Source organism: Reichenbachiella sp., from assembly GCF_965233835.1.
In the GTDB taxonomy this organism is placed as follows: Bacteria; Bacteroidota; Bacteroidia; order Cytophagales; family Cyclobacteriaceae; genus Reichenbachiella.
Map to the genome: position 1 here is coordinate 3632645 of NZ_OZ247585.1, position 21838 is coordinate 3654482.

19 protein-coding genes are annotated in these 21838 nt (G+C 39.5%); 11 read left to right on the plus strand and 8 right to left on the minus strand.

All coding sequences use genetic code 11. The features are described 5' to 3' along the window. The first annotated feature begins 38 nt into the window (after window positions 1-38). A complete protein-coding gene (locus tag ACO6S2_RS15445; RefSeq protein WP_422359458.1) occupies window positions 39-608 on the plus strand; it encodes a hypothetical protein in 570 nt (189 codons plus the stop codon). A gap of 1023 nt (window positions 609-1631) precedes the next feature. Then, a complete protein-coding gene (locus ACO6S2_RS15450; RefSeq protein WP_422359459.1) occupies window positions 1632-2906 on the plus strand; it encodes a hypothetical protein in 1275 nt (424 codons plus the stop codon). A gap of 166 nt (window positions 2907-3072) precedes the next feature. On the opposite strand, the gene ACO6S2_RS15455 is transcribed toward ACO6S2_RS15450, so the two are convergent. Further along, window positions 3073-3963: a DMT family transporter gene (locus ACO6S2_RS15455; RefSeq protein ID WP_422359460.1), complete on the minus strand. Its 891-nt coding sequence runs from the start codon at window positions 3961-3963 to the stop codon at window positions 3073-3075. Between the two features lie 93 nt (window positions 3964-4056). On the opposite strand from ACO6S2_RS15455, the gene ACO6S2_RS15460 reads away from it, so the two are divergent. The 4 genes from ACO6S2_RS15460 (at window position 4057) to ACO6S2_RS15475 (ending at window position 7280) form a co-directional block, all read left to right on the plus strand. Next, window positions 4057-4383, plus strand: coding sequence for an ArsR/SmtB family transcription factor (locus ACO6S2_RS15460; protein WP_422359461.1), 327 nt, complete (start codon window positions 4057-4059; stop codon window positions 4381-4383). Continuing rightward, window positions 4380-4835, plus strand: coding sequence for an SRPBCC family protein (locus ACO6S2_RS15465; RefSeq protein WP_422359462.1), 456 nt, complete (start codon window positions 4380-4382; stop codon window positions 4833-4835). The genes ACO6S2_RS15460 and ACO6S2_RS15465 overlap by 4 nt, the downstream gene beginning before the upstream one ends. A gap of 189 nt (window positions 4836-5024) precedes the next feature. Further along, window positions 5025-5879, plus strand: coding sequence for a response regulator transcription factor (locus tag ACO6S2_RS15470; RefSeq protein WP_422359463.1), 855 nt, complete (start codon window positions 5025-5027; stop codon window positions 5877-5879). A gap of 114 nt (window positions 5880-5993) precedes the next feature. Next, complete coding sequence (locus ACO6S2_RS15475) at window positions 5994-7280, plus strand: hypothetical protein (RefSeq protein ID WP_422359464.1); 1287 nt, start codon at window positions 5994-5996, stop codon at window positions 7278-7280. A 15-nt stretch (window positions 7281-7295) separates the two neighbouring features. Here ACO6S2_RS15475 and ACO6S2_RS15480 read toward each other — a convergent pair whose 3' ends face one another. From ACO6S2_RS15480 to ACO6S2_RS15505, 6 genes are all read right to left on the minus strand, one after another. Then, on the minus strand, window positions 7296-8018 hold the full coding sequence (locus ACO6S2_RS15480) for an ABC transporter ATP-binding protein (RefSeq protein ID WP_422359465.1): 723 nt from the start codon (window positions 8016-8018) through the stop codon (window positions 7296-7298). Window positions 8019-8057: 39 nt separating this feature from the next. Beyond that, window positions 8058-9590: a magnesium chelatase gene (locus ACO6S2_RS15485; protein ID WP_422359466.1), complete on the minus strand. Its 1533-nt coding sequence runs from the start codon at window positions 9588-9590 to the stop codon at window positions 8058-8060. Beyond that, a complete protein-coding gene (locus tag ACO6S2_RS15490) occupies window positions 9591-10688 on the minus strand; it encodes a vWA domain-containing protein (protein ID WP_422359467.1) in 1098 nt (365 codons plus the stop codon). A gap of 337 nt (window positions 10689-11025) precedes the next feature. Next, window positions 11026-11634, minus strand: coding sequence for a sterol desaturase family protein (locus ACO6S2_RS15495; RefSeq protein ID WP_422359468.1), 609 nt, complete (start codon window positions 11632-11634; stop codon window positions 11026-11028). 108 nt (window positions 11635-11742) lie between these two features. Further along, window positions 11743-12888, minus strand: a complete 1146-nt coding sequence (gene bshA / locus ACO6S2_RS15500; RefSeq protein ID WP_422359469.1) for an N-acetyl-alpha-D-glucosaminyl L-malate synthase BshA — start codon at window positions 12886-12888, stop codon at window positions 11743-11745. A gap of 87 nt (window positions 12889-12975) precedes the next feature. Next, a complete protein-coding gene (locus ACO6S2_RS15505) occupies window positions 12976-15615 on the minus strand; it encodes a serine hydrolase domain-containing protein (RefSeq protein WP_422359470.1) in 2640 nt (879 codons plus the stop codon). Window positions 15616-15844: 229 nt separating this feature from the next. On the opposite strand from ACO6S2_RS15505, the gene ACO6S2_RS15510 reads away from it, so the two are divergent. Genes ACO6S2_RS15510 through ACO6S2_RS15530 form a run of 5 tightly spaced genes read left to right on the plus strand, consistent with a single transcriptional unit; the run spans window position 15845 to window position 20519 of the window. Further along, window positions 15845-16195, plus strand: a complete 351-nt coding sequence (locus ACO6S2_RS15510; RefSeq protein ID WP_422359471.1) for a hypothetical protein — start codon at window positions 15845-15847, stop codon at window positions 16193-16195. Continuing rightward, window positions 16195-18042, plus strand: coding sequence for a DNA mismatch repair endonuclease MutL (mutL, locus tag ACO6S2_RS15515; RefSeq protein ID WP_422359472.1), 1848 nt, complete (start codon window positions 16195-16197; stop codon window positions 18040-18042). Before ACO6S2_RS15510 ends, mutL begins: the two co-directional genes overlap by 1 nt. Window positions 18043-18045: 3 nt before the next feature. After that, a complete protein-coding gene (locus ACO6S2_RS15520) occupies window positions 18046-18837 on the plus strand; it encodes a rhomboid family intramembrane serine protease (protein ID WP_422359473.1) in 792 nt (263 codons plus the stop codon). A 21-nt stretch (window positions 18838-18858) separates the two neighbouring features. Further along, window positions 18859-19785 (plus strand): rhomboid family intramembrane serine protease, encoded by a 927-nt coding sequence (locus ACO6S2_RS15525; RefSeq protein ID WP_422359474.1) that lies wholly within the window; start codon window positions 18859-18861, stop codon window positions 19783-19785. Then, window positions 19782-20519: a hypothetical protein gene (locus tag ACO6S2_RS15530; RefSeq protein WP_422359475.1), complete on the plus strand. Its 738-nt coding sequence runs from the start codon at window positions 19782-19784 to the stop codon at window positions 20517-20519. Before ACO6S2_RS15525 ends, ACO6S2_RS15530 begins: the two co-directional genes overlap by 4 nt. Here ACO6S2_RS15530 and ACO6S2_RS15535 read toward each other — a convergent pair. Then, a complete protein-coding gene (locus ACO6S2_RS15535) occupies window positions 20510-21796 on the minus strand; it encodes a sensor histidine kinase (RefSeq protein ID WP_422359476.1) in 1287 nt (428 codons plus the stop codon). The two genes, ACO6S2_RS15530 and ACO6S2_RS15535, sit on opposite strands and share 10 nt — an antisense overlap. Window positions 21797-21838 lie beyond the last annotated feature (42 nt).

Below are 21838 nucleotides of genomic sequence, written 5' to 3' on the forward strand. Positions count from 1 at the left end.
CAGGGTTAGGGCGAACGATGCAGAGAATAAACTAACTAATGAAAAAAACTATACTTATCCTTCTTTGCTCACTATTGAGCTTAACAGTATTCGGGCAAACTGAAAAAATAATTAGCGAGATTCGAGGGAACTTCAAGAACTGGCAACCAATAATTGAAAGCGAAATAAAAGGCTCAACTCAACTATTTCATTATGCTTGGGGAGAGAATTATCAAGAAGAAGAGTGGTATTCTAACGAACTGGGAACTAAAGATAAATTTCTATTTCAAAAGGCAACAGTTATCGAAAACTCTAACCTTGGAACATTAGTGTACTATGACAACTATGCTATTTCTGGCGACTGGTATATTGCTGTTGACTTCTATTTCGATACGAACAACAAGTTATATTTTGTCTTTTGGCGGATGAACACTTTCCAAGCTTCGGAACCTTTAACTATTGAGAAGAGACTTTATTTCAACCCTCAAGGTGAAATGATAAGAAACCTAAAGTCAACTTATAAGATGAACACCAAGGAGGAGTCAACTTCTGGATTTGCTGACAGAGAAGTGGAATACGAACTCCAACTAGACAAAATGGATTTTTACAACAAATGGAAGGCGAATTAAAACCGCCCCAACATCATAATCAATTCATGCTTGAGGCTGCTAGAGGAAAGGTCTGACTTGACTCCAGTCCCACTGAATCTGCGATTAAGCTATATTGCATCAGAAACATTAATTAAATCAAACGCCACGATTCATACTGAGGTGTTAGGCACATTGAAAAATTATGCAATCAGTTTACACTTGGAAGTATTTAAGAGAAAAAGTGACATTTAGAAGTATCGTAGATGTATTCATTCATGCCATCACACCCGAGTTCTTTGTAACTTCAATTAACCTTACTTTCAAACCAAGGAAGGTAGTAACTGAGTTTCTTGGCGGAAGAAAAACTTTTCTAAATCCTATTTCCTATTTCCTTTCCTCATTGGTTTTTCTGTTAATATTATGGTATTTGAACCAACTAATATCACCAGGAATAAGAAAAGTAACTGAAGGTCAGCCTGAAGATTACTTGCAATACCTTATTACAATTCCATTTATTCTTATAGTTGCATCATTCAATCGCTTTCTATATCGAAAGTCTGAAGTTAACTTTTTAACGAACCTTATCATTGCAACTTATATTGAAGCTCAATCAATAGTTTACCTAACTATCTATTTTCTGATTATAGAGAATCTCCAGATAGTTTTTGAACCAATGACTCAGATGTTTATTTATGTCGGAATAATATATTTTAACTTGATCATTTTTTCATTTGTTTCCTTTCAACGATCCTTTATTTCCACCCTAGCAAGGGCTACTTTAACAATGTTAATTGCAATGCATTTAGTAGCAATGATGTTTTACTTTATACCAATAGAGCCCTAACAAGGTCTGATATCTCATTGGGATTTGGCTTTGAGATTAGCCTCCCTACTTTCTGGCTAGCCCGGAAAAATCTCTGATTTTTCACATGAGGAGAAAAAGTTATTATGAAAAATCGAAGATTTTTCCTGCTTTGAATCCGACACTTTAAATTACATCAACGCCACAATGATATAGACAGGTGTTATGATCAATCTCTGTACTTCAAAAATCTCCTCAATATGAAAAAGATAATTCTACTTGTAATAATTGTAACTGTTTCTTTCGATCAGAGAGCTTTTGCTCAGACGGATACATTCGATCAGTTAAATGCTAATTCAGGGTCGAATAAAAAAATTGAATGGGTTTCATCAGGATATGGCAGTGGTTATGGGCATAAAATATACAATTTAGATCCAGGATTTGGTGGAAAAACATTATTGAATTTTGCAGGTAGGAATAATAACGCTTCATGGACTGATATCATGACAATTACATCTAATGGTAAAATTGGAATTGGAACGACTGATCCTTCAGCAAATTTTCATATTCAATCACCTTTTACAATGTTAAACTCAACCAGCAATCAAGACTCTAATATGTTAATTGAAGGGACTAGTTCGACAAGAAGAACTACAGAAGGAGCAGCATTAGGTTTTGTTGTTCCAGCGAATACTGATGGAAGTAACGGTTGGGAACAAGGTCGGCTACTTGTAACTCCTGATAACGCAGATAACGGAAGAGCTGAAGGAAGGATGTATATCCAAACAAGAGATAGAATTAACAATCAATGGAAATGGGTAAACAATTTAGTTTTAAGATCATCGGGTAATGTTGGAATTGGCACAACATCTCCTGAAGCTCTGTTAGAGGTAGAATCGAGCGCAATAGATTTGTTATCCACTAATAAAGCAGATGCAAATATGATTATTCAAGGAACAAGTTCAAGTAGAAATACAAGCGAAGGCGCAGCACTAGGCTTTATAGTTCCTGCAAACTCAGATGGTACTAACCATTGGCAGCAAGGTCGAATTATTGTTACTCCTGACAATACTAATACAGGAAATGCAAGTGGAAGAATGTATCTTCAAACTAGATATTATAGTGGTGGTGCATGGAGTTGGCGCAAAAACCTAGTTTTGGGTTCATCTGGAAGTGTCGGAATTGGAACCGAAGAAACAGGATCGCATAAACTTGCGGTAGAAGGCTCGATCGGAGCAAGAGAAATAAAAGTTGAAGCAAGTGGTTGGTCAGATTTTGTTTTTTCGAATAACTATGTTCTACGAACTCTTGAAGAAGTCGAGCAGCACATAACGGAGAATGGCCATCTCCCTGAAATTCCAAGTGAAGCTGAAGTAACTGAGAACGGTATCAACTTGGGAGAGATGAACGCAAAGCTTCTTCAGAAGATAGAGGAACTAACTCTTTATCTTATCGAACAGAACAAGGAACTCAAGAAATCTCAATCTGAAATTTTCGAATTGAAAGAAAAGGTTAGCAGCCTTGAAAACGAATAAAGATCATAACAGACAATAAAATGAATGCACTTTCTTTCCTTTTAGAAACTGTTGTGTCAAATCTAAATATTTATGCTTCTAGCCAAGTGTAGCGCACTCATTTTATTTGGACGTTAACCTCATTTTAAAGCAATTTATCGAAAAATCGCAATAGGTACGAGACCACTCACCCCCGCTTACTCTGCCCAAAAAGCAATAAGCCAACAATAATTACAAACCCACCGATAAGCTGAGCTGTAAATACCTCCTCACCAAAAGGGAAGGCCAATAGCACCGTAAAGAGAGGAATCAGATTGCCATAAAGCGCCGTAGTCGTAGCACCTAGCTTGACTACAGCATAATAGAAGGCCACGTAGCCCACGCCCGTACCCAAAATACCCATAAAGCTTACACTTACCCAAAATGGCCACGCTGAAGGCAAATTCGTATCCATCAGTTCTGGGGTAGACACTGCCGCAAACATCAGCAAACCCATAATTACACTAATTGTAGTCATCAAGATGGCATTTACACTTGACAGATATTTGTCCACGATGATTTGTGAAAGTGAAAAGACCAACGCCATACCCAAAATATACAGGTCGCCGGTTTCCAACTCCATTTCGAGTAGTTTAGTAAAGTCACCCTTTACCAGCAAGATCACCACTCCTATTATACTAATTCCCATCGCGCCGAGTTGGATCTTGGAAAATCTACGATTGAGTAAAAAGTAAGCCAGAATAGCCGTCATGATCGGACTGGTAGCCAGGATCAACGAACCACTCACTGCACTTGCCGTTTGTAAGCCTTCATTGAAAAAGTAGATCGTCAAGAAAATGCCAAAAAATGACACCAAACAGATCAGACCAAAGGTTCTAAGTGTTAGGCGTACCTTGAGTAACCTACCACCGTACTGCACGGCCATCACCCCTATCAAAACCACTGCACCAAACAAAAACCGCCAAAAAGCGACCGCCATTGGAGAATAATATGCCAGAGCAATCTTGGTCACATGAAAATTGACAGCCCAAAAAAGCATGGTCAGAATAAGTAGCAACAGGGTAATGGATCTATTCATGCGACTATGATAGATCAATTTTATGATAATCAGAAAATAATTTGCGTAACCAATTAGTTACTCATATATTTGTAACCGAACGGTTACTTTAAAATGAGAAGAGATATATTTCAGGCCATAGCCGACCCCGTAAGGCGAGACATCATTGAACTACTGGCGGAAGACGCACTGACAGTAAATGCAGTGGCTGAAAAGTTCGATGTGAGTAGACCTGCGATTTCCAAACATTTGAAAATTTTAAAGGAATGTGAGGTCATTGACTTTCAACAGAAAGGGCGGGAGCGATACTGCATTATTCAGCCCAAGACTCTCATTCCAGCCTTTCTCTGGATGGAGCAGTACAGGGAACTATGGGAAACTAAACTGGACTCATTCGAAAAGTATCTAAATAAACTTCAATCTGAAAAATCTAAACCATGAGTAAAACAAACGATGCGGCCAACCGCACACTGACCCTGGAGAGAACTTTTAAAGCCCCTATATCCCTGGTCTGGGAAGCCTGGACCAACCCTGAACACATTGCGCAGTGGTGGGGACCAGAAGGTATGGAAACCAAAGTTAATAAGCATGACTTTCGAGTAGGTGGTGCATGGGAATATGCTATGACCATGCCCGATGGTAATGTCTTCATCGCAGAGGGTATCTATAAAGAAATCGTTGAAATGGAAAAAATCTGTTCCTCCGCAGATTTCAAACCCATGACAGAGGGTGTAGAGATTCAAGCCTACTTTGAAGCGGACGGGGAGCAAACCAAATTCACCTTCAAGTGCGTGCACGAAACCGAAGCTTACTGCAAACAGCAAGAAGAAATGGGATTCTATAATGGCTGGGTGTCTGTGTTCAAAAGATTAGACGAGTTTGTAAGCAATTAGTACAAGAATCTCTAAGAAGGGTTTGTTGACTTCCTTCTTAGAGATCATTTGAATATATTCTGCTAGGATAATCCCAGTGTTTAGTCTCCGTTTTGGAAAATTATTAATCGGACGCGATACTATTTTAGCCACTCAATATTTTAATTTGCCCTCAAACTTTAATTATCTCAAGAAGTTCGACGCACAGATATGGAGACTTTTGAAATTGCGCTGTTAATCATAGCTTATACGACCATCATAATCACCCTATTTCTTGAGGTTATATGCTATTCAAAACGCATCGAACACTGGGAGTCCATCGCGTTCACTGGATCTTTACTATTACTCATCATAGCACTGACTGCTGCCAATTTCACATCTCAAATTACCAATGAGACAGACGTTTTCACACTGGTAACTATGGTATTGGTAGGTCTAACCACTCCCTTGAGCGTTCTTCAGGAACGAAAAAATAATATTCCAGATGTTTGGAAAAGGATAGTCATAGGACTTTCTATTTTATTACTATTATTAATTCTAGCGGGTTATCTAGCCTCCCTATTGGGCTACTTACAATACGCCGTATTGGGATTTATGCTAATCTCCATCATTTGTTCTATGCAAGTCATTCGACAGACCAAACCCAAACTGGGTTTGCCAAATCGAGAGCGGACCGAACGAATATTTGCAGTGACAATCGTAGTTGTGCTTCCTATTTCTTTTGTCTTCAATCACCTGTCAATCTCTTCTGGAGCAACAATCAGCATGGGGTTCACCTATCCCCTTATGTTTATTGTGATTGCAACCAGCAAGATGTGGGACAACATTCAGCGTTTGTCATTGGTAAAACCCGAAAATGTATCCGAAGAACAGGTATATAAAAATTTTGCCCTCACTAAACGGGAAACCGAAGTAGCTCGCCTATTAATCAAAGGACAAACTTATGTTCAAATTTCGGAGCAGTTATATATCTCTGTACCCACTGTGAAAACACACACTTCTAAAATATACCATAAGTGCAAAGTCAAAAATAGAAGTGAACTAATTCACACGCTCATTTCATAATCTCACGCTACTCATACTTTTGTATGATATTGACCACGCAATCATTTATCATACCTTTTCCCGATTGTAGGCCTTGACATTTCGATTGAATCTTGCTCTTAAAAAAGTAAACTCATGGTTAGATTCATTTCATTCACATACTTGTTTTTTGGTGTAGTTTTTTTTGCATCCGCTCAACACCCAGAAATGGTCACTCAGAAAAAAAGACTCGACTTCGCCAAAATGTACTTTGAGTTGGGAGGAAATCTCATTCCTTCTTTTACTGGGTACGGAATGATCAACAATGAAATCGAAGCGATCAACAACCCTGCTTCTTTCAGTCCATATCTCAATTGGGGCGCTTTTCATTTTTGGGGCCATGCCGAATTTTACGTTTCAATACCTCTAACCCAGTTCAATCTTTCATCTTCCTCAGATTCAGACTATGAGCTAACCAATGCTGTGGTCACAGGCTTTAGATATTTGCCTTGGGCTTACAAAGACCAACAGCTCACACCATATATGGGATTGAGCTGGCAAGGAACAGAATTCAAGCAAATCTTTGGAATAGAAACAGATCAACCCACGTTATCTAAAGACTTTGGTATTATGCCAGAAATTGGCATTCTCTATGGCTATAAAGGATTCACGGCAAGGTTAGGAGCCTCCTACTCTCAAAATACCCAGTGGAATTATCCAATATCTACCAACCAATTTCAGAAAATAGAAACACCTGACTTCGCCCTGCAATTGGGAATTCTGTATGCCTGGGAAAATAGCCATAGCAAAAACAAAGAAGTAAATAAAAGATGGAATGCATATCCTCGGGTTTCCAACTTGAATACCGGTGCAACTACCGAAGGTGACTTTTTTATAGCAGCTGGCCCATCTACCTCATTCTCCACTGAGTCATCCGGTTACAACAATTCACAACTTCCTTACCTACAAAGCCAACTCACTTCTGAACTGTACTTTGACTTAGCTGTTGGATATCAATCCAACAGCGCTGATTATTTCATCGTCCTATCTTTCAGAAATCCTCAATTCGAAGCTAGCGGATATGGCACAACACAAACCATACAAAAAACCTCGCTAGCCTTCGAGGTCTGTAAATTCATCACAGACTATACCGGGTTCGCACCCTACATTGGATTAAATATGGCCTATGATCATATTCAATACAGCGAAAACACCAATGCCCATGATATAGATACTCAATCCTTTGAGCCAGGGCTTACAATAGGATGGGATATAGTCCCAGGTAAGGTAGAAGAGGCATTAATACTCCGCACCAATCTCCGATGGTATCCATTTTCGTCTTTTGAGGTCGAAGGAATCACTTTCGATTTTGGGCAGCTCGAATACAATCTTATACAAGCTGTATTCTACCCTGGCCGGTTGATTAGATCTAGGAGATTATAATCAACAGTATTAGCTTTAGGCTGATGCTGTCTGAGCCTGAACTTTTCGAATATCTTTATTGATCTCATCACTTTCTATCACGCCATCTCTCAAGCGGATGATGCGATGGGCATATTGAGCAATATCTTCTTCATGAGTCACCATAATGATGGTATTACCCTGTGAATGCAACTGTTCAAACAGTTCCATGATATCATAAGAGGTTTTGGTATCCAGATTACCCGTCGGCTCATCAGCCAGTATGATACTAGGATTATTCACCAATGCTCTCGCAATGGCCACTCTTTGTCTCTGCCCACCAGATAACTCGTTGGGCTTGTGAAGCGCCCTTTCTTCCAACCCCACTCCTTTGAGTACTTCGTGGGCTCGTTCTTCACGATCTGATTTACCCATCCCGGCATACACCAAAGGCAAGGCTACATTTTCTAACGCAGTGGATCGAGGCAACAGATTAAATGTCTGAAACACAAAACCTATTTCCTTGTTCCTTATCTCTGCCAATTCGTTTTCGTCCAGATCAGAAACATCATGATTATTGAGAATATAGGTCCCGGCACTTGGCGTATCCAAGCAACCGATGATATTCATCAAAGTAGATTTTCCGGAACCAGAAGGCCCCATAAAAGCGACATATTCCCCTTTATTGATTGAAATGCTAATCGTTTTTAATGCGTGAATGGTCTCAGCACCCATCACATACTTTCTGGCTATTTCTGTGGTCTTGATTATTTCAGACATATACTCTATTTCTGTTAGGACGGTTTACTGGCCATTCCGTTACGGCTGGTCTTCAATATCTTCTCCAGGATTCGTAAATCCCGAAATCATACTACCTAATAAATCGTCTATTCTCATTCCATTTTCCAATGGATGCTTGCTCAGATAGCTATATTCCACTAACCCAAACAAAACAAACTCCATTAAGAAATATTTAAAATCTTCATCTTTATTATCCTTAATTTGATCTTTTACCAAATCGGCCAAACCAGGAATTTTATTCAATTCTTTTCTGTACTCCTTTTGTGAATAATCATGCAGCAAATCTATCATGTTGCTATTCCCAAACCAGTCTGCAATCGGCTTGAAAGGATCCTGCATCTCACGATTCTTCCTCACCTGATCAGGATCGGTAAAATAATCCACAAACAAAGTTCGAATGGCTTTTCCAACCAGATTCTGGGCTACTATTCCTGCCCCTTCCTGCTCACCTTCATACACCAGTTCTATTTTGCCAGTAATAGATGGAACTATTCCGATGAAGTCGGCAATACGAACATGGCCTGCTGCTTCCTTATTTTTCAAGAGACGACGCTCTACAGCGCTTACCAGATTCTCATAACTTGAGATAGTCAGTCGAGCCGATACACCACTCTTTACATCTACATACTCGCTACTTCTAGCTTCAATGGCAATTTGCTCTATGAGTAGCTTGGCCAATTCATTTATTACAATATGACCGGAAGTATTTTTAGCAACTGCAGCTTCTTGCTGGGTGATCTTCAAACCTGTTTCTACTGCCTTTGGATAGTGCGTAATAATCTGGCTGCCCAGTCGATCCTTCAACGGCGTTACAATACTCCCTCTATTGGTGTAGTCCTCAGGGTTGGCAGTAAATACAAACTGAATATCCAGTGGCAACCTCAACTTGAATCCTCTAATTTGGATGTCTCCTTCTTGCAAAATATTGAACAAAGCCACCTGAATTCTTGGTTGTAAGTCAGGTAGTTCATTGATAACAAAGATGCCACGATGTGACCGAGGCACCAGTCCATAATGAATTACGCGTTCATCAGAATATGGCAGTTTCAAAGTAGCCGCCTTAATCGGGTCTACATCACCTATCAAATCAGCAATTGACACATCTGGAGTGGCCAGTTTTTCAGTAAATCGTTCGTCTCTATGCAACCAGCTGACCGGTGTGTCCTCCCCCTTTTCCGCGATCAAATCAATGGCATGTCTCGAAAGTGGTTGGAGTGGATCATCATTCAAATCACTACCATGCACAAAAGGTACCCATTCATCCAGCAACCCGACCATCATTCTGGCAATTCGCGTTTTAGCCTGCCCACGAAGCCCTAGCAAATTAATATTATGTCTAGACAAAATAGCACGCTCAATATCTGGAATAACGGTATCTTCATAACCCCATACCCCTTCGAATACATTTTCTCCCGATTGTATTGCAGTAATCAAATTGGCTCTCAATTCGTCTTTGATTGACTGTGGCTCATATCCTTCTGATCTGAGTTGGCCTAGTGTGGTAATGGCAAGTTTTTGGTCTGCACTTAGACCTCTATATCCTTTCGTCATTTATAAATTCTTTCTTCTATTCTTTTTAAAATCTTCGAACACCAGATGCCCCAATCCTTGTAAATCACTATAGTAGGCGTTGCCGTTGTTAACAGCTGTAAACTCCTTCACAAACTGTTTTAAATAGGGATCAGAGGCAATCATAAAAGTGGTGATTGGTATATTCAAGCGTCGACAAGCTGCTCCCAAATTCATGGTTTTCTTTAAAATTTTGGGATCGAGTCCAAAACTATTTTTATAATATTTGATGCCCACTTTCATACAAGTAGGCTTTCCATCTGTAATCATAAAAATCTGCTTATTTTGATTCTTTCGCTTCCGCAAAATATCCATGGCTAGCTCCAAGCCTGCTACAGTGTTCGTATGATATGGCCCTACGCTTAAGTATGGTAAATCTTTAATACTGATTTGCCAGGCATCATTTCCAAACACAATTACATCCAGGGTGTCCTTTTTGTATTTGCTTAAGATTAACTCAGAGAGCGCCATTGCCACTTTCTTAGCAGGTGTAATTCGATCCTCCCCATACAAAATCATAGAATGACTGATATCAATCATTAAAACAGTAGAAGTCTGTGTTTTGTATTCATTGTCTACGACTTCCAAATCATCTTCGGTTAGCATAAAGTCACCAAAACCATGATTGATTTGTGCATTACGAAGACTATCCGTAACCGAGATATTATCAGGAGAATCTCCGAACTGAAAATCTCGAATATCTACTCCTTTCTCCTCTCCTCGCCCAGAAATAAAAGTGTTGTGATCCCCTTTACCCGACTTTCTCAGCTTGCCAAAAATCTCTTCCAATGCATTCTTTCTAAAGTCATTCTCGGTTTTGGCTGTGATTTTGAGTTTTCCTGTTTTTCTTTCCTCGTCAAGGTATCCTTTTTCTCTTAACTCTTCTATAAAATCACCTATTCCATAATTTTCACTGGTAATATTATACTGCTTGTCAAGATTGGTCAGCCAGCTTAAAGCTTCATTCGGATCTCCAGAAGTTATTAACAGGAGCTCTCTGAAAATATTCCACAAGCTATCAAAGGTGTCGCTGGACTCCTTTTTTTCAGGAATATATTCAGTAAATCTGTAACCTATCATCTGCCTCTTTTCTTATTAAAACTCGTAACATTAAACTGGATTAACCACTTAATGTTGGTTTAATTTTAATAAATTTAATGAAGCTCGCTACTAAGTCAACTGACCTCAGAGCAAGCTCACAAGGCATGTTTATAGGAAAAAAATTATCGAGATAAGCCTTGGAACATTCAAGCCTCACTTTGTGAGTGAAAATTAGCAAATACAAATGGCTGGACGTAGACCCATATTTGCCACATTAGTACAAGACATGATTCTCTTCATCAGAGATTCTACGTTCAAAATGATCCTGGAGCCAAAACCCAAGAAGCCTAAAAAAGAAAAGAAATCTTAAAGCAAACTATTTGATAGGCATTGTACGAAATACCAAATCCCAAATAGGTGTGGTCACCCCAAAAGCACGTTCCGGTTGTTTATAATGATGTATGCCATGGTGTACCCAGAAAAACTTAAAGAAGTTCTTAGGTGGCTGAAAGGCGTGAATCATGAAGTGAATCCAAAGATAACCAGCATAGCCCATCAAGAATCCAGGCAAAAACCCCCAGACTAGTTCTCCCATCAACAGTCTGAAGAACCAAAAGAACAAAAATGAAATAGTCAAACTCAATGGCACTGGCATAGCCAACCTGTCCTTGTCTTTTGGGTGATCATGGTGTACACCATGCATAGTGTATACTACCTTCTTTCTTGCAGGAGTTGTTTCAGGCATGTGAAACAAAAAACGGTGCATTAAATACTCCACAAAAGTAAAAGCAAACGTACCAGCCAAAAACAGCAATACGAGTGAAATGACATTCAAGCCATATTCAGTAGCCCCCGTATAAATCAAATAGGAAGAAACTGCCGAAAAGGCAATTAATGGCATCGAAATATGCGTTTTGGTTAGTTTTTCTAAGATTGGGTTTTTGAAAATTTGCCCAGACCCAGAGTTTTTGGCTTTGTTTTCCATGAAACAAGTAGAATTTTTAAATCAAGTTTTGAACTGCAAACATATCTATAAACCTAAAATAAATACAAAAACGAGCAACTCATTTTTAATATGATTATTGTCATTAAGCTATTTGACGGCAATTTTTGCCTTAAATTCTTCAACGACTTGGTTGTAGTAGCCCTCATACATAGGTAGTATATTCGAAAGTTCGAACTCCTTAGCTCTTTTTAGAGCAGCAGCCTTAAACGTTGGCAAGTTGTCTTTGTCCAGGATTTGGAGTGCTTTGGCTGACATGTTATCTATATCTCCTACATCACATAAAAAGCCCGTTACTCCATCTACATTCAACTCCGGTAATCCACCTGCATTCGTAGATATCAAAGGCACTTCGCATGCCATAGCTTCAAGGGCTGCCAAGCCAAAACTTTCTTTCTCAGAAGTCATCAAGAACAGGTCAGAAACACTCAGCACCTCCTCTACAGCTTCTAACTTACCTAAAAACCTTACATCATCTATACTGCAAGATTGCTCCGCCAACTTCTCAATAGCAGATCGCTCCGGTCCATCTCCAACCAGCAAAAGCTTAGCAGGCACTGTTTTTCTCACTTCATTAAATACCTTGACCACATCCTGTACACGTTTTACCTTTCTAAAATTAGAGGTATGTACAATTAACATTTCACCATTTGGACAAATGGCTTTTTTAAAATGATCCTTTTTCTGCTTTTTGAATCTGTCCAAATCAATGAAGTTTGGAATAACCTTGATGTCCTTGGTGACTTTAAAATGATCATAAGTGTCTTTACTCAAATCACTTGATACCGCCGTTATACCATCTGATTGATTGATAGAGAAAGTAACCACTGGTTCAAGTGAAGCGTCTTTGCCAACAATGGTAATATCTGTACCATGGAGTGTAGTGATAAATGGAATATGTACATCTTCCATTTTTAATATTTCCCTGGCCATATAAGCCGCAGAAGCATGCGGTACCGCATAGTGCACATGAAAAATATCCAACTTTTCCTTTTTAGCTACATCCACCATTTTACTAGCCAATGCAATCTCATAAGGCGGATACTGAAAGAGTGGATAGGGTTTGATATCAACCTCGTGATAAAACAGATTTTCATTGAAAAAATCCAAGCGAGTAGGTTGAGAATAAGTAATAAAATGGACCTTATGCCCTTCTGCAGCCATAGCTTTGCCCAGCTCCGTGGCCACTACTCCCGAACCTCCATAGGTTGGATAACAAACAACTCCTATATTCATTTATGCTCTATCTAATTATACAGTCAGGTTCGGTAGATGCGAAATTAGGCTTCTAATAATTACTAACCCAAATTCAATAACATTATATCAACTTCCAGGACTCGTTTCCTTTTTAATATTTAAGAACGATTCATACATCAGGTCGTGGATTTTAGTACGAGTATTACTTTCTATTAGTTTATAATTCTGAGGATCGGGATATATTCGGTTTGAAAGGAAAATATAAACCAAGTCATACTTGGGGTCTGCCCAAACCAGTGTTCCCGTAAAGCCTGAGTGCCCAAAAGATTCCGAAGATGCATACTTGGATGCATTACCCACGGAAGCATAGGGTTTATCCCACCCCATGGCTCGTCTGTCATTTTCATTCTTTTTGGAAGTAAAGGTTTGTACCACGTCATTAGAAAAATATCGAAGTCCGCCATAGTACCCTCCTTGCAACAGCATCTGCATATATTTAGCCAAATCGCTAGCATTTGAAAAGAGACCCGCATGCCCGCTCACCCCACCAAGCAATGCAGCGTTTTTATCATGCACCACTCCCCTCAGTAGTTCCGACCTGAAAAACTTATCCTGCTCTGTTGGAGCGATTTGTTCTTTTGATATTTTACTCAATGGATTGAAGGAAGTAAAACTCATACCCAATGGTTGATAAATCGTTTCATCCAGGCTTCGATCAAAATCACAAGCACAATTCTCTTCCACCATATCCTTCATTAGCATAAATCCCAAATCGCTATACAAATAGCGATAGGTTCCGTCTCCATTAGACAAACTATTATACTGTGAATGGCCTATCCACGACTGAATAGAATCTCCCCAGTGAATGGAATGATAAGTATACCTTCTCCTTCTTTTCCTCTTCTTATAAAGAAAACTCGCACTATCAGAAAAGTATTTGGCGTTGCGCCAAAACGGCAAATACGACTTTAAGCCAGACTGATGAGTCAGTATATCATCCAACATCAGCTCTGTTTTACTCGTATCAATGTCGGTAAGGTAGTCTCCTAAAAAACCATCCAATCTCACCTTACCTTCATCCATTCTTTGCATCAAGGCAGGCACCGTAGCCACTGTTTTTGTAACCGAAGCGATATCATATACATGGTTCCATCGTACGGCAGTTAAACTATCGTAGGTCAGATACCCAAAGGATTTGTCGTAGACTACCTGTCCGTCTTTAATCATCATGATTTGGCATCCTGGCATCATCTCTTCTTGAATGGCATGGGCAACCATTGTGTCTATTTGGTTTAATATTTCTTGATTAACAACCTCTGTAAATTGGCTGGAATATATAAGCCTGCCATTGGCTTTTGTAACTACTCCTTTCCGAGATTGATCTTCTTGAAAATAACCTGGCAACGCTCCAGAAACAGCTCTCGCTCCAAATGCCATCTCAACCATTTCATCCAATCTTGATTTAGATCCATCAGGATTCCAGATCATGGGCACATTCCCAATTGAGTTTTCTAGCATGTCATGGTTTCCTTCCAAGAAGGTAAGAATTGGGAAAGTTGCACTCAACGAATCACACAGACTAATTATTCCAAGCTGCTCTTCTTTCTCCCATGAATTCAAATCCACCAGCAAAACAGATCGCTTCGAAATCAATTCTTCTAATGAGTCTATGGGAACGCTAAAAACATCTATAGAAAAATGAGTGGCCAATTTGTACCTATCTACGATATCCGTAAAAGCAGTATTACTTGATATCGTCACAAAATCGATCTCACCTAAATCACTAAAAGGCAAAAGTTGATTAAGGTCGTTCGTCAACGCAACATCCTTCAGTTGGAATTTTCGTTTGAGCTTAACCCAATCTCTAGATGAATCATTAGATTGAGTTAATCGTTTTTCTATATCGTGATATAATTTAAAATAGGCTTTGGCATGTTGCTTGTAATATCCTTTTGTGGGAATTCCTTCCGAAAGCAAATGACTAATCAGTGTCTGAGGTTTGTTTTGTTTTGAGACTAGAGTTACACCCACCCCTCTTTCAATTTGCCTGAGACTCAAAGCCATACTTGTTGAAGCTTCAAAAACTATTCGTGAATCTTTATTTTCCTTTTTATACTTTTTCAATGACTTCTTTTCCAGCACTCCATTTGGATCGATTTCATAAACACTTAATAACCTACTCTTCCATTCATCCTTAGAAACATTGGTCCAATTCCAGTGATGGGGCATCACCTTAAAGTAATAGGAGACTTTCTCATCATTCAAGCCCTGCAAATATATCTGCACCTTACGCCATTCATAAGCTGAGAATTTGGAAGGAATTTCTTCAATTTGAACCAATCCAATATCCATCGACCTAAACAATTGAGCATGTGCAATTCCTAATGCATACACTAAACTATCATCGGTAAAGCAAGTAACAGAAAGTTGATTTGGAAATCCAGACACACCTTGAAATGGCAATTCGAAAATTTGATCAATGGATGCAATATGAAGTACAGGTTCTTTTCTCCAGGATTGGTTTACAGCCATCCATAGTTTCACCTCTTTAAATTCACCATTTGGGACTACGACACCACCAATTCCATACATTCGTATCAGACTCTCTGCTTCAACACGATCTGAAAAGTCGTTGAAATCTGCTAACTCGTAAAAAAGGGTAGGCAATGTGTTTTTTGTCTTCGCCCATTGGATAAACAAAGTGTCCTTTTCAATTGGATCCGGTGCGTTCGCAAACGATGCGGAGACCGAAACGCAAATACTCATCAGGCAAAAAAGAAGACCAACTCTACCTGTATTTGTCCGTAATAAAATAGAAACTAAGTAAGTTTGCATACAGAATAATCAAAGTATTACTACAGGTGGATGGAAGTAGTTAGACTGAAAATTATTCATATAATATCTAATCAACGTATACCTTACATAAAGAGTGCCATTTTTTTTCCATCAATGGTAATTTATGATTTGATTTGTTAAGAATAAAGAAGATTACTTTATGAAATTCCCTTCATTGATCCGTACGAATAAATTCAGTCAGTTTCACTACGAACCGCGCTACTACGATCCCATCAAAGAGGAAATTGAAGGCAAATTAAAAGCAGCTCGAGCCAACAAGGGCAAAGAAAGTGCAAGCGCAGGACATGCTTCCAGCATCAGCGCAGCATTTAGGAAAAGAGAAAGAAAATCAAGCCAGACCTCAGTAGTACAAATGCTTATTGCAGCAGCTATGCTAGCCACATTTGTGGGTTGGGTATTCTACGGCAACGATGTCTTCTATATCTATTTATTACTATCCCCACTTTACTTCTATTTCAGGTTAAAGGGAAGAAATAAATCCAGAAATTAATGCCTGACATCATCAATCTACTACCAGATGCTATCGCCAACCAAATAGCAGCAGGCGAAGTAGTACAAAGACCCGCTTCGGTTGTAAAAGAATTACTTGAAAATAGCGTAGATGCTGGAGCCACCAACATCCAATTGATTATCAGTGAATCGGGAAAGGTGCTGATTCAGGTCATTGACAATGGCTTGGGTATGTCTGAAACGGATGCTCGCATGTGTTTTGAACGACATGCCACTTCAAAAATCTCCACCTCTGATGATCTTTTCAAAATAAAAACAATGGGCTTTCGCGGAGAGGCTTTAGCTTCTATAGCGGCCGTAGCCAGAGTAGAACTAAAGTCAAAGACTGCTCAGGCAGAACTAGCTACTTTCATTCATATTGAAGCCTCTGAGATCAAAAAACAGGAACCAGTTTCAGCTAATCAGGGGACTTCCATTTCTGTCAAGAACTTATTTTATAACGTACCCGCACGGCGAAACTTCCTTAAAAGCAATCCAGTAGAAATGCGTCATATACTAGATGAGTTTCATCGCGTAGCGCTATCTAACCCGACCATCGGCTTTTCTCTGGTACAAAACGACAAAGAAATTTATCAACTACCGGCTGGTAAACTCAGCCAGCGGATTGTTTCTCTTTTCGGAAAGAACTACCAAAAACAATTAATCACCTGCCAGGAAGAAACGCACTGGCTGAAAGTGGAAGGTTATATCGGCACGCCTGAGTTTTGCAAAAAGACTCGCGGGGAACAGTTCTTCTTCATCAACAATCGCTTTATCAAAAGTAGTTACCTAAACCATGCCGTTCAGGGTGCTTATGAAGGTATGATTCAGGAAGGTCAATTTCCATTTTATGCACTATTTATAGAAATGGATCCTGTGCATATTGATATCAATGTACATCCCACCAAAACGGAGGTCAAATTCGATGACGAGCGCAGCGTATATGGCATTATCAAAGCCGCTGTCAAACAAGCCCTTGGTACACACAATGTTACTCCTAGTTTGGATTTCGGGTCTGATGTCAATTTCAAAAATCTAGCGATTGATAATTCACACTTCAATACACCGACCAAATCGGAAGGAAACTACAGCAGCTTCAAGTCTCTGGACAAACAAGGCAAAAGCACCCGCTGGGACGAAATGTACGAACAAGCCATTGATGAATCCAGGCCCTCTCCTGCTGAAATCAGGCAGGAAGAATTAGCCGGTTTGGAAACTCCACAGATGATTTTTCAGAGCGAGGCCAATACCCAACAGTCTGTGGAATTTGAAGTAGAGGAGTCAAGCGCCAAACCCATCTTGATGCACGAAAAGTATGTACTCAAGCAAGTAAAGACTGGAGTAATGGTGGTAGATGTGATACTGGCGCACCAGCGAATTTTGTACGAAAAGTATCTGGAGACCTTACACAAAAAGTCTGGAAGCTCCCAACGCAGCCTATTCCCGGTTACTTTCGAAATGAATCCCGCTGACTTCGCACTAGTCATGGAACTCAAAGAAGAAATTACTGCCTTGGGCTTTGAATTTGAAGAGTTTGGTAAAAACACAGTAGCCATCAACGGCGTTCCCGCCGACATCAAAAATATCAATGAGAAAGAGTTGTTTGAAGGGTTGCTGGAGCAATTCAAGTTCAATAAATCCGAACTTTCTCTGAGCACACAAGAAAATATGGCAAGATCTATAGCAAAAAGATCTGCCGGCAAAACAAAAATCTCAAATGACAGTATAGAGTTAAGAACTTTAATAGACCGACTGTTTGCCTGTCACCAACCAAACTATACGCCAAACGGCACCCCAACATTCATTATATTGGGGCTTGAAAAAATTGCAGAGTTTTTTAATCAATAGCGCATGTTTCAACTGACACCTATCGTCAAGAATATTCTTATCATCAATGGAATAATACTTTTTTTAGAATTTATTCTGAAAATAAGTTTTGGCCCTTTGTTTGGGGTACACAGTATCTATTCTGACTCATTTTTCATTTTTCAATATGTGACCTATATGTGGTTGCATGCTGACTTGTGGCATCTTATAAGTAATATGTTTGCCGTCCTAGTCTTTGGCCCAATGCTAGAGCGAGTCTGGGGAGCAAAAAGATTCTTGATTTTTTATCTAATTACTGGTATAGGTGCTGGTTTACTCTACGGTGTAGCTGATACGGTCGATAAAGGTTCTATAAAAAAAGACAGTATTGAATTTACTGCAAATCCAAATCCAGATGATTTCTACATTTACATACATAATTATGGTAAAGATTTTAACATTGTAGAATTGGGAGAATTTGCAGACACTTATTTCGACAATGCGTCCAACTCAAATTATGAGTCCAATGCTGTTTCCATTGTCAATGGAATATATAATACACGCACTAAAGGATTCATGCGAGGTGCATCGGGCGCTGTTTTTGGAATATTATTAGCTTTTGCTATGTTATTCCCTAATACGGAGTTAATGCTTTTATTCTTTCCATTTCCTATTAAAGCCAAGTATTTGGTGTTTGCATATGCAGCATGGGAAGTGTACTCAGAAATTTTCAAAAGAACTGGAGATAATGTTTCTCATTTCACTCACTTAAGTGGTATGTTAGTTGCTTTTCTTATTCTTAAATATTGGCAGCGACAGCGTGGTAATTTTTATTAATTAGTAATCGGCCATAAAAACATGATGGACAATTTTTTACATGAGTTTAAAGATGCCTGGCGAAGGCCTAACAATGCCTTACCACAGATCATAATCATTAATGTGATTGTGTTTTTGGTTCTTGCCGTTCTCAACGTCTTTGGAAAGATATTTGGGTTCTCAGTGATCTCTGATTTTGTGTATGACCAATTTTCCATACCACCACTTTTCGCAGATTTTATACTAAGACCTTGGACTCTGATCACCTATGCCTTTGCACATAGCCTTCATAGCATTTTTCATATCCTGTTCAATATGCTGGTGCTGTACTGGTTTGGCAAGCTCATCGTTGAATACATTGGCAATCAAAAGCTTATTAATCTCTATGTATTAGGTGCGTTGGCCGGTGGCCTGCTTTATTTATTGGTGTACAACTTTGTGCCATTTTATGTTGAAAATTCCAACTTTCATGGCATGGTAGGTGCTTCGGCAGCAGTTTATGCCATCACTGTAGCAGCAGCCACATTAGTACCTAACTACACGTTCTTCCTTCTGTTCTTTGGCCCGGTCAAAATCAAATATATTGCTGGTTTCTATATTGTGATATCCTTTCTTGGTACGGTAGGAGGCAATGCAGGAGGTAACATTGCTCATTTAGGAGGAGCACTCATGGGATACGTATACATCAAACAACTACAAGCTGGAACGGATTGGGGCGCATGGATTGGTGGTGTCATGAGATTCTTTAAGAGCTTTTTCGTTTCCCAACCTAAAATGAAAGTGAGTAGTAATCAGAAAAGAACAAAAACTTATTCTACCGCAAGCAATACCCAATCATCCTCTACAGCGAGTAATATTGCTGACCAAGCTGAAATCGATAAAATCTTAGATAAGATCTCACAATCTGGCTATGAAAGTCTAAGCAAAGAAGAGAAACAAAAGCTCTTCAATGCGAGCAAGAAGGGATGAAAACTGGGTTTGAAATTACGTTATCCGTCTTCATGCTGTTTTGCCTTTTTAGCTGCAAATCAGATGGCGACATCATTTTTGATGATGGTTTCGAATTTTACGAGGTTGGATCTGCTCCGTCAGGCCCCTGGTCGACCGAGGGCAAAGGTATAATCAAAGTTGATACTACAAGAAGTCATACAGGAAACCAGTCCATCTATTTCGAGTCTGGTGAAGGATTTGACCAAAGAGCTTTTTTAGTACTAAAAGGAAATCCACTCTTTCCATTTACGTACAACCGAATTACTGGATCATTTTACATCTGGCTTGATGAAGCTTCGCCAGATGGGGTGCATTGGACCATGGTACAAGGCACTGGAAGGGTAAAGGATCAAGGCTATCGTAGTGAAATACGGTATGGTGGTCAGCACAACAAACGGTTTATGGCCAACTATGACACTCAGGGCAAAAAGACCGACTGCTGGCATCACTCTGCAACTGCTATTCCCGAAAAACAATGGACAAAGATTGGTTGGCAATTTGACGGCCCCAATCAAACCATGAAGTTTTGGCTAGATGACCAACTTATCGAAGACTTAACAGTTATTGGCCAAGGTCAAGGCTGTGTTTCGAACGACCTCGATGAAAAGTGGGTTTTTCCTGTTTTCGAAGAGCTCATGATTGGCTGGGTTGATTATCAAACTGGTGGTGGCACACGACGATTCTGGATCGATGATGTCAAACTTTACCAGTGAACTTTAGGCTTTATCCTCACAGTGAAAGTAAACTTGGTCCCGTGACCAAGGGTTGAATCTACCCAAATATTCCCTCCTGCTTCGTTTATGATTTTCTTTACCGTAGCCAATCCCACGCCAGAGCTATCTTTGGTAGTATCTTTGTTCACCTTGTTGAAAAGTTTAAACATATCTTCTTGATATTCCTTGGCCACGCCAGGTCCATTGTCAGCAATTGAGATATGGTAATAATGATCGTCCATCCTACTCGAAAACTCTATGATACACTGGTCTTTGTCGTTAAACTTAATAGCATTGCTCATCAAGTTTGAAACTACCTGTTTCAATACTGTTTCATTATAGCTAATCTCTGGCAGGGTGTTTTTGAATATAAGTTTGGCCTTGCCTTTGGCTGTCAGTGTATTGGCCACCTCCTGTATAAAAGGCTCTAGAAGTATTCTATCCAGTTTTGCATCTCTACCACTCGCTTTCGAATATTGTAAGATACCATCAATTAATGATCGCATTTTGTCATTGGTTTCGTTCAGCAACGAAAGGTATTCTTTGACCTCAGCAGGCTGATCTTCGCTCATTGAAGCCTCTATGATCGATACCAAGCCTTTGGCATTGTTGAGTGGTGATTTCAAGTCGTGAGAGACTGTATGAGCAAAATCTTCCAAGTTCTTGTTGATGCTTTCCAGTTGCAAATGATACTCTCTAGCTTCCTCTTCCTGCAACTTTCTTTTGGTAATATCATGCCCCATGGATAGGTAACTCACGATCTCTCCCTGACTATTAAAAAATGGGACAATAGTAGTGTCCACCCAATAGCCTATCCCCTCTTTGTTGAGATTCATGATTTCATTGTGCCAAATGTTGCCTTGGCTGATAATTTGCCACATGCCATCCCAAAAAATACGCTTATGCTGATCTGATTTTAGAATATTATGGTTTTGACCAATAAGTTCTTCCTTTTCATATCCTGAGATTTGGCAAAACATATCATTGACATAGGTAATGTTTCCGTTTTGATCCCCAATACTTACGATAGAAGAAATATCGAGAGCTGATTGATAACGACTTACTTCCTGAAGAGAAATCAGCAGTTCTTTGTTTGTCTCTTTCAGATTATCAATTTCGGATTGTCTGTCTTCCAGTGCGACAGTAACGATATTTAGAGCATCAACAATAGATGAACTAGCATCGGACTCATCAAATTCTGGTTGCTCCTTTTGAGCTCTTACCACTTCCATGTTGACGATGATATCAAATACTTCTTTGATCGTCTCCTCACTCATTCGTTTGCATAGTTGATTGAAAATTCACTTCCATATTGGGAC

Coding starts and splice junctions, on each gene's coding strand:
- ACO6S2_RS15445 (WP_422359458.1), top strand. CDS start 39: ATGAAAAAAACTATACTTATCCTTCTTTGCTCACTATTGAGCTTAACA.
- ACO6S2_RS15450 (WP_422359459.1), top strand. CDS start 1,632: ATGAAAAAGATAATTCTACTTGTAATAATTGTAACTGTTTCTTTCGAT.
- ACO6S2_RS15455 (WP_422359460.1), bottom strand. CDS start 3,963: ATGAATAGATCCATTACCCTGTTGCTACTTATTCTGACCATGCTTTTT.
- ACO6S2_RS15460 (WP_422359461.1), top strand. CDS start 4,057: ATGAGAAGAGATATATTTCAGGCCATAGCCGACCCCGTAAGGCGAGAC.
- ACO6S2_RS15465 (WP_422359462.1), top strand. CDS start 4,380: ATGAGTAAAACAAACGATGCGGCCAACCGCACACTGACCCTGGAGAGA.
- ACO6S2_RS15470 (WP_422359463.1), top strand. CDS start 5,025: ATGGAGACTTTTGAAATTGCGCTGTTAATCATAGCTTATACGACCATC.
- ACO6S2_RS15475 (WP_422359464.1), top strand. CDS start 5,994: ATGGTTAGATTCATTTCATTCACATACTTGTTTTTTGGTGTAGTTTTT.
- ACO6S2_RS15480 (WP_422359465.1), bottom strand. CDS start 8,018: ATGTCTGAAATAATCAAGACCACAGAAATAGCCAGAAAGTATGTGATG.
- ACO6S2_RS15485 (WP_422359466.1), bottom strand. CDS start 9,590: ATGACGAAAGGATATAGAGGTCTAAGTGCAGACCAAAAACTTGCCATT.
- ACO6S2_RS15490 (WP_422359467.1), bottom strand. CDS start 10,688: ATGATAGGTTACAGATTTACTGAATATATTCCTGAAAAAAAGGAGTCC.
- ACO6S2_RS15495 (WP_422359468.1), bottom strand. CDS start 11,634: ATGGAAAACAAAGCCAAAAACTCTGGGTCTGGGCAAATTTTCAAAAAC.
- bshA (WP_422359469.1), bottom strand. CDS start 12,888: ATGAATATAGGAGTTGTTTGTTATCCAACCTATGGAGGTTCGGGAGTA.
- ACO6S2_RS15505 (WP_422359470.1), bottom strand. CDS start 15,615: ATGAGTATTTGCGTTTCGGTCTCCGCATCGTTTGCGAACGCACCGGAT.
- ACO6S2_RS15510 (WP_422359471.1), top strand. CDS start 15,845: ATGAAATTCCCTTCATTGATCCGTACGAATAAATTCAGTCAGTTTCAC.
- mutL (WP_422359472.1), top strand. CDS start 16,195: ATGCCTGACATCATCAATCTACTACCAGATGCTATCGCCAACCAAATA.
- ACO6S2_RS15520 (WP_422359473.1), top strand. CDS start 18,046: ATGTTTCAACTGACACCTATCGTCAAGAATATTCTTATCATCAATGGA.
- ACO6S2_RS15525 (WP_422359474.1), top strand. CDS start 18,859: ATGATGGACAATTTTTTACATGAGTTTAAAGATGCCTGGCGAAGGCCT.
- ACO6S2_RS15530 (WP_422359475.1), top strand. CDS start 19,782: ATGAAAACTGGGTTTGAAATTACGTTATCCGTCTTCATGCTGTTTTGC.
- ACO6S2_RS15535 (WP_422359476.1), bottom strand. CDS start 21,796: ATGAGTGAGGAGACGATCAAAGAAGTATTTGATATCATCGTCAACATG.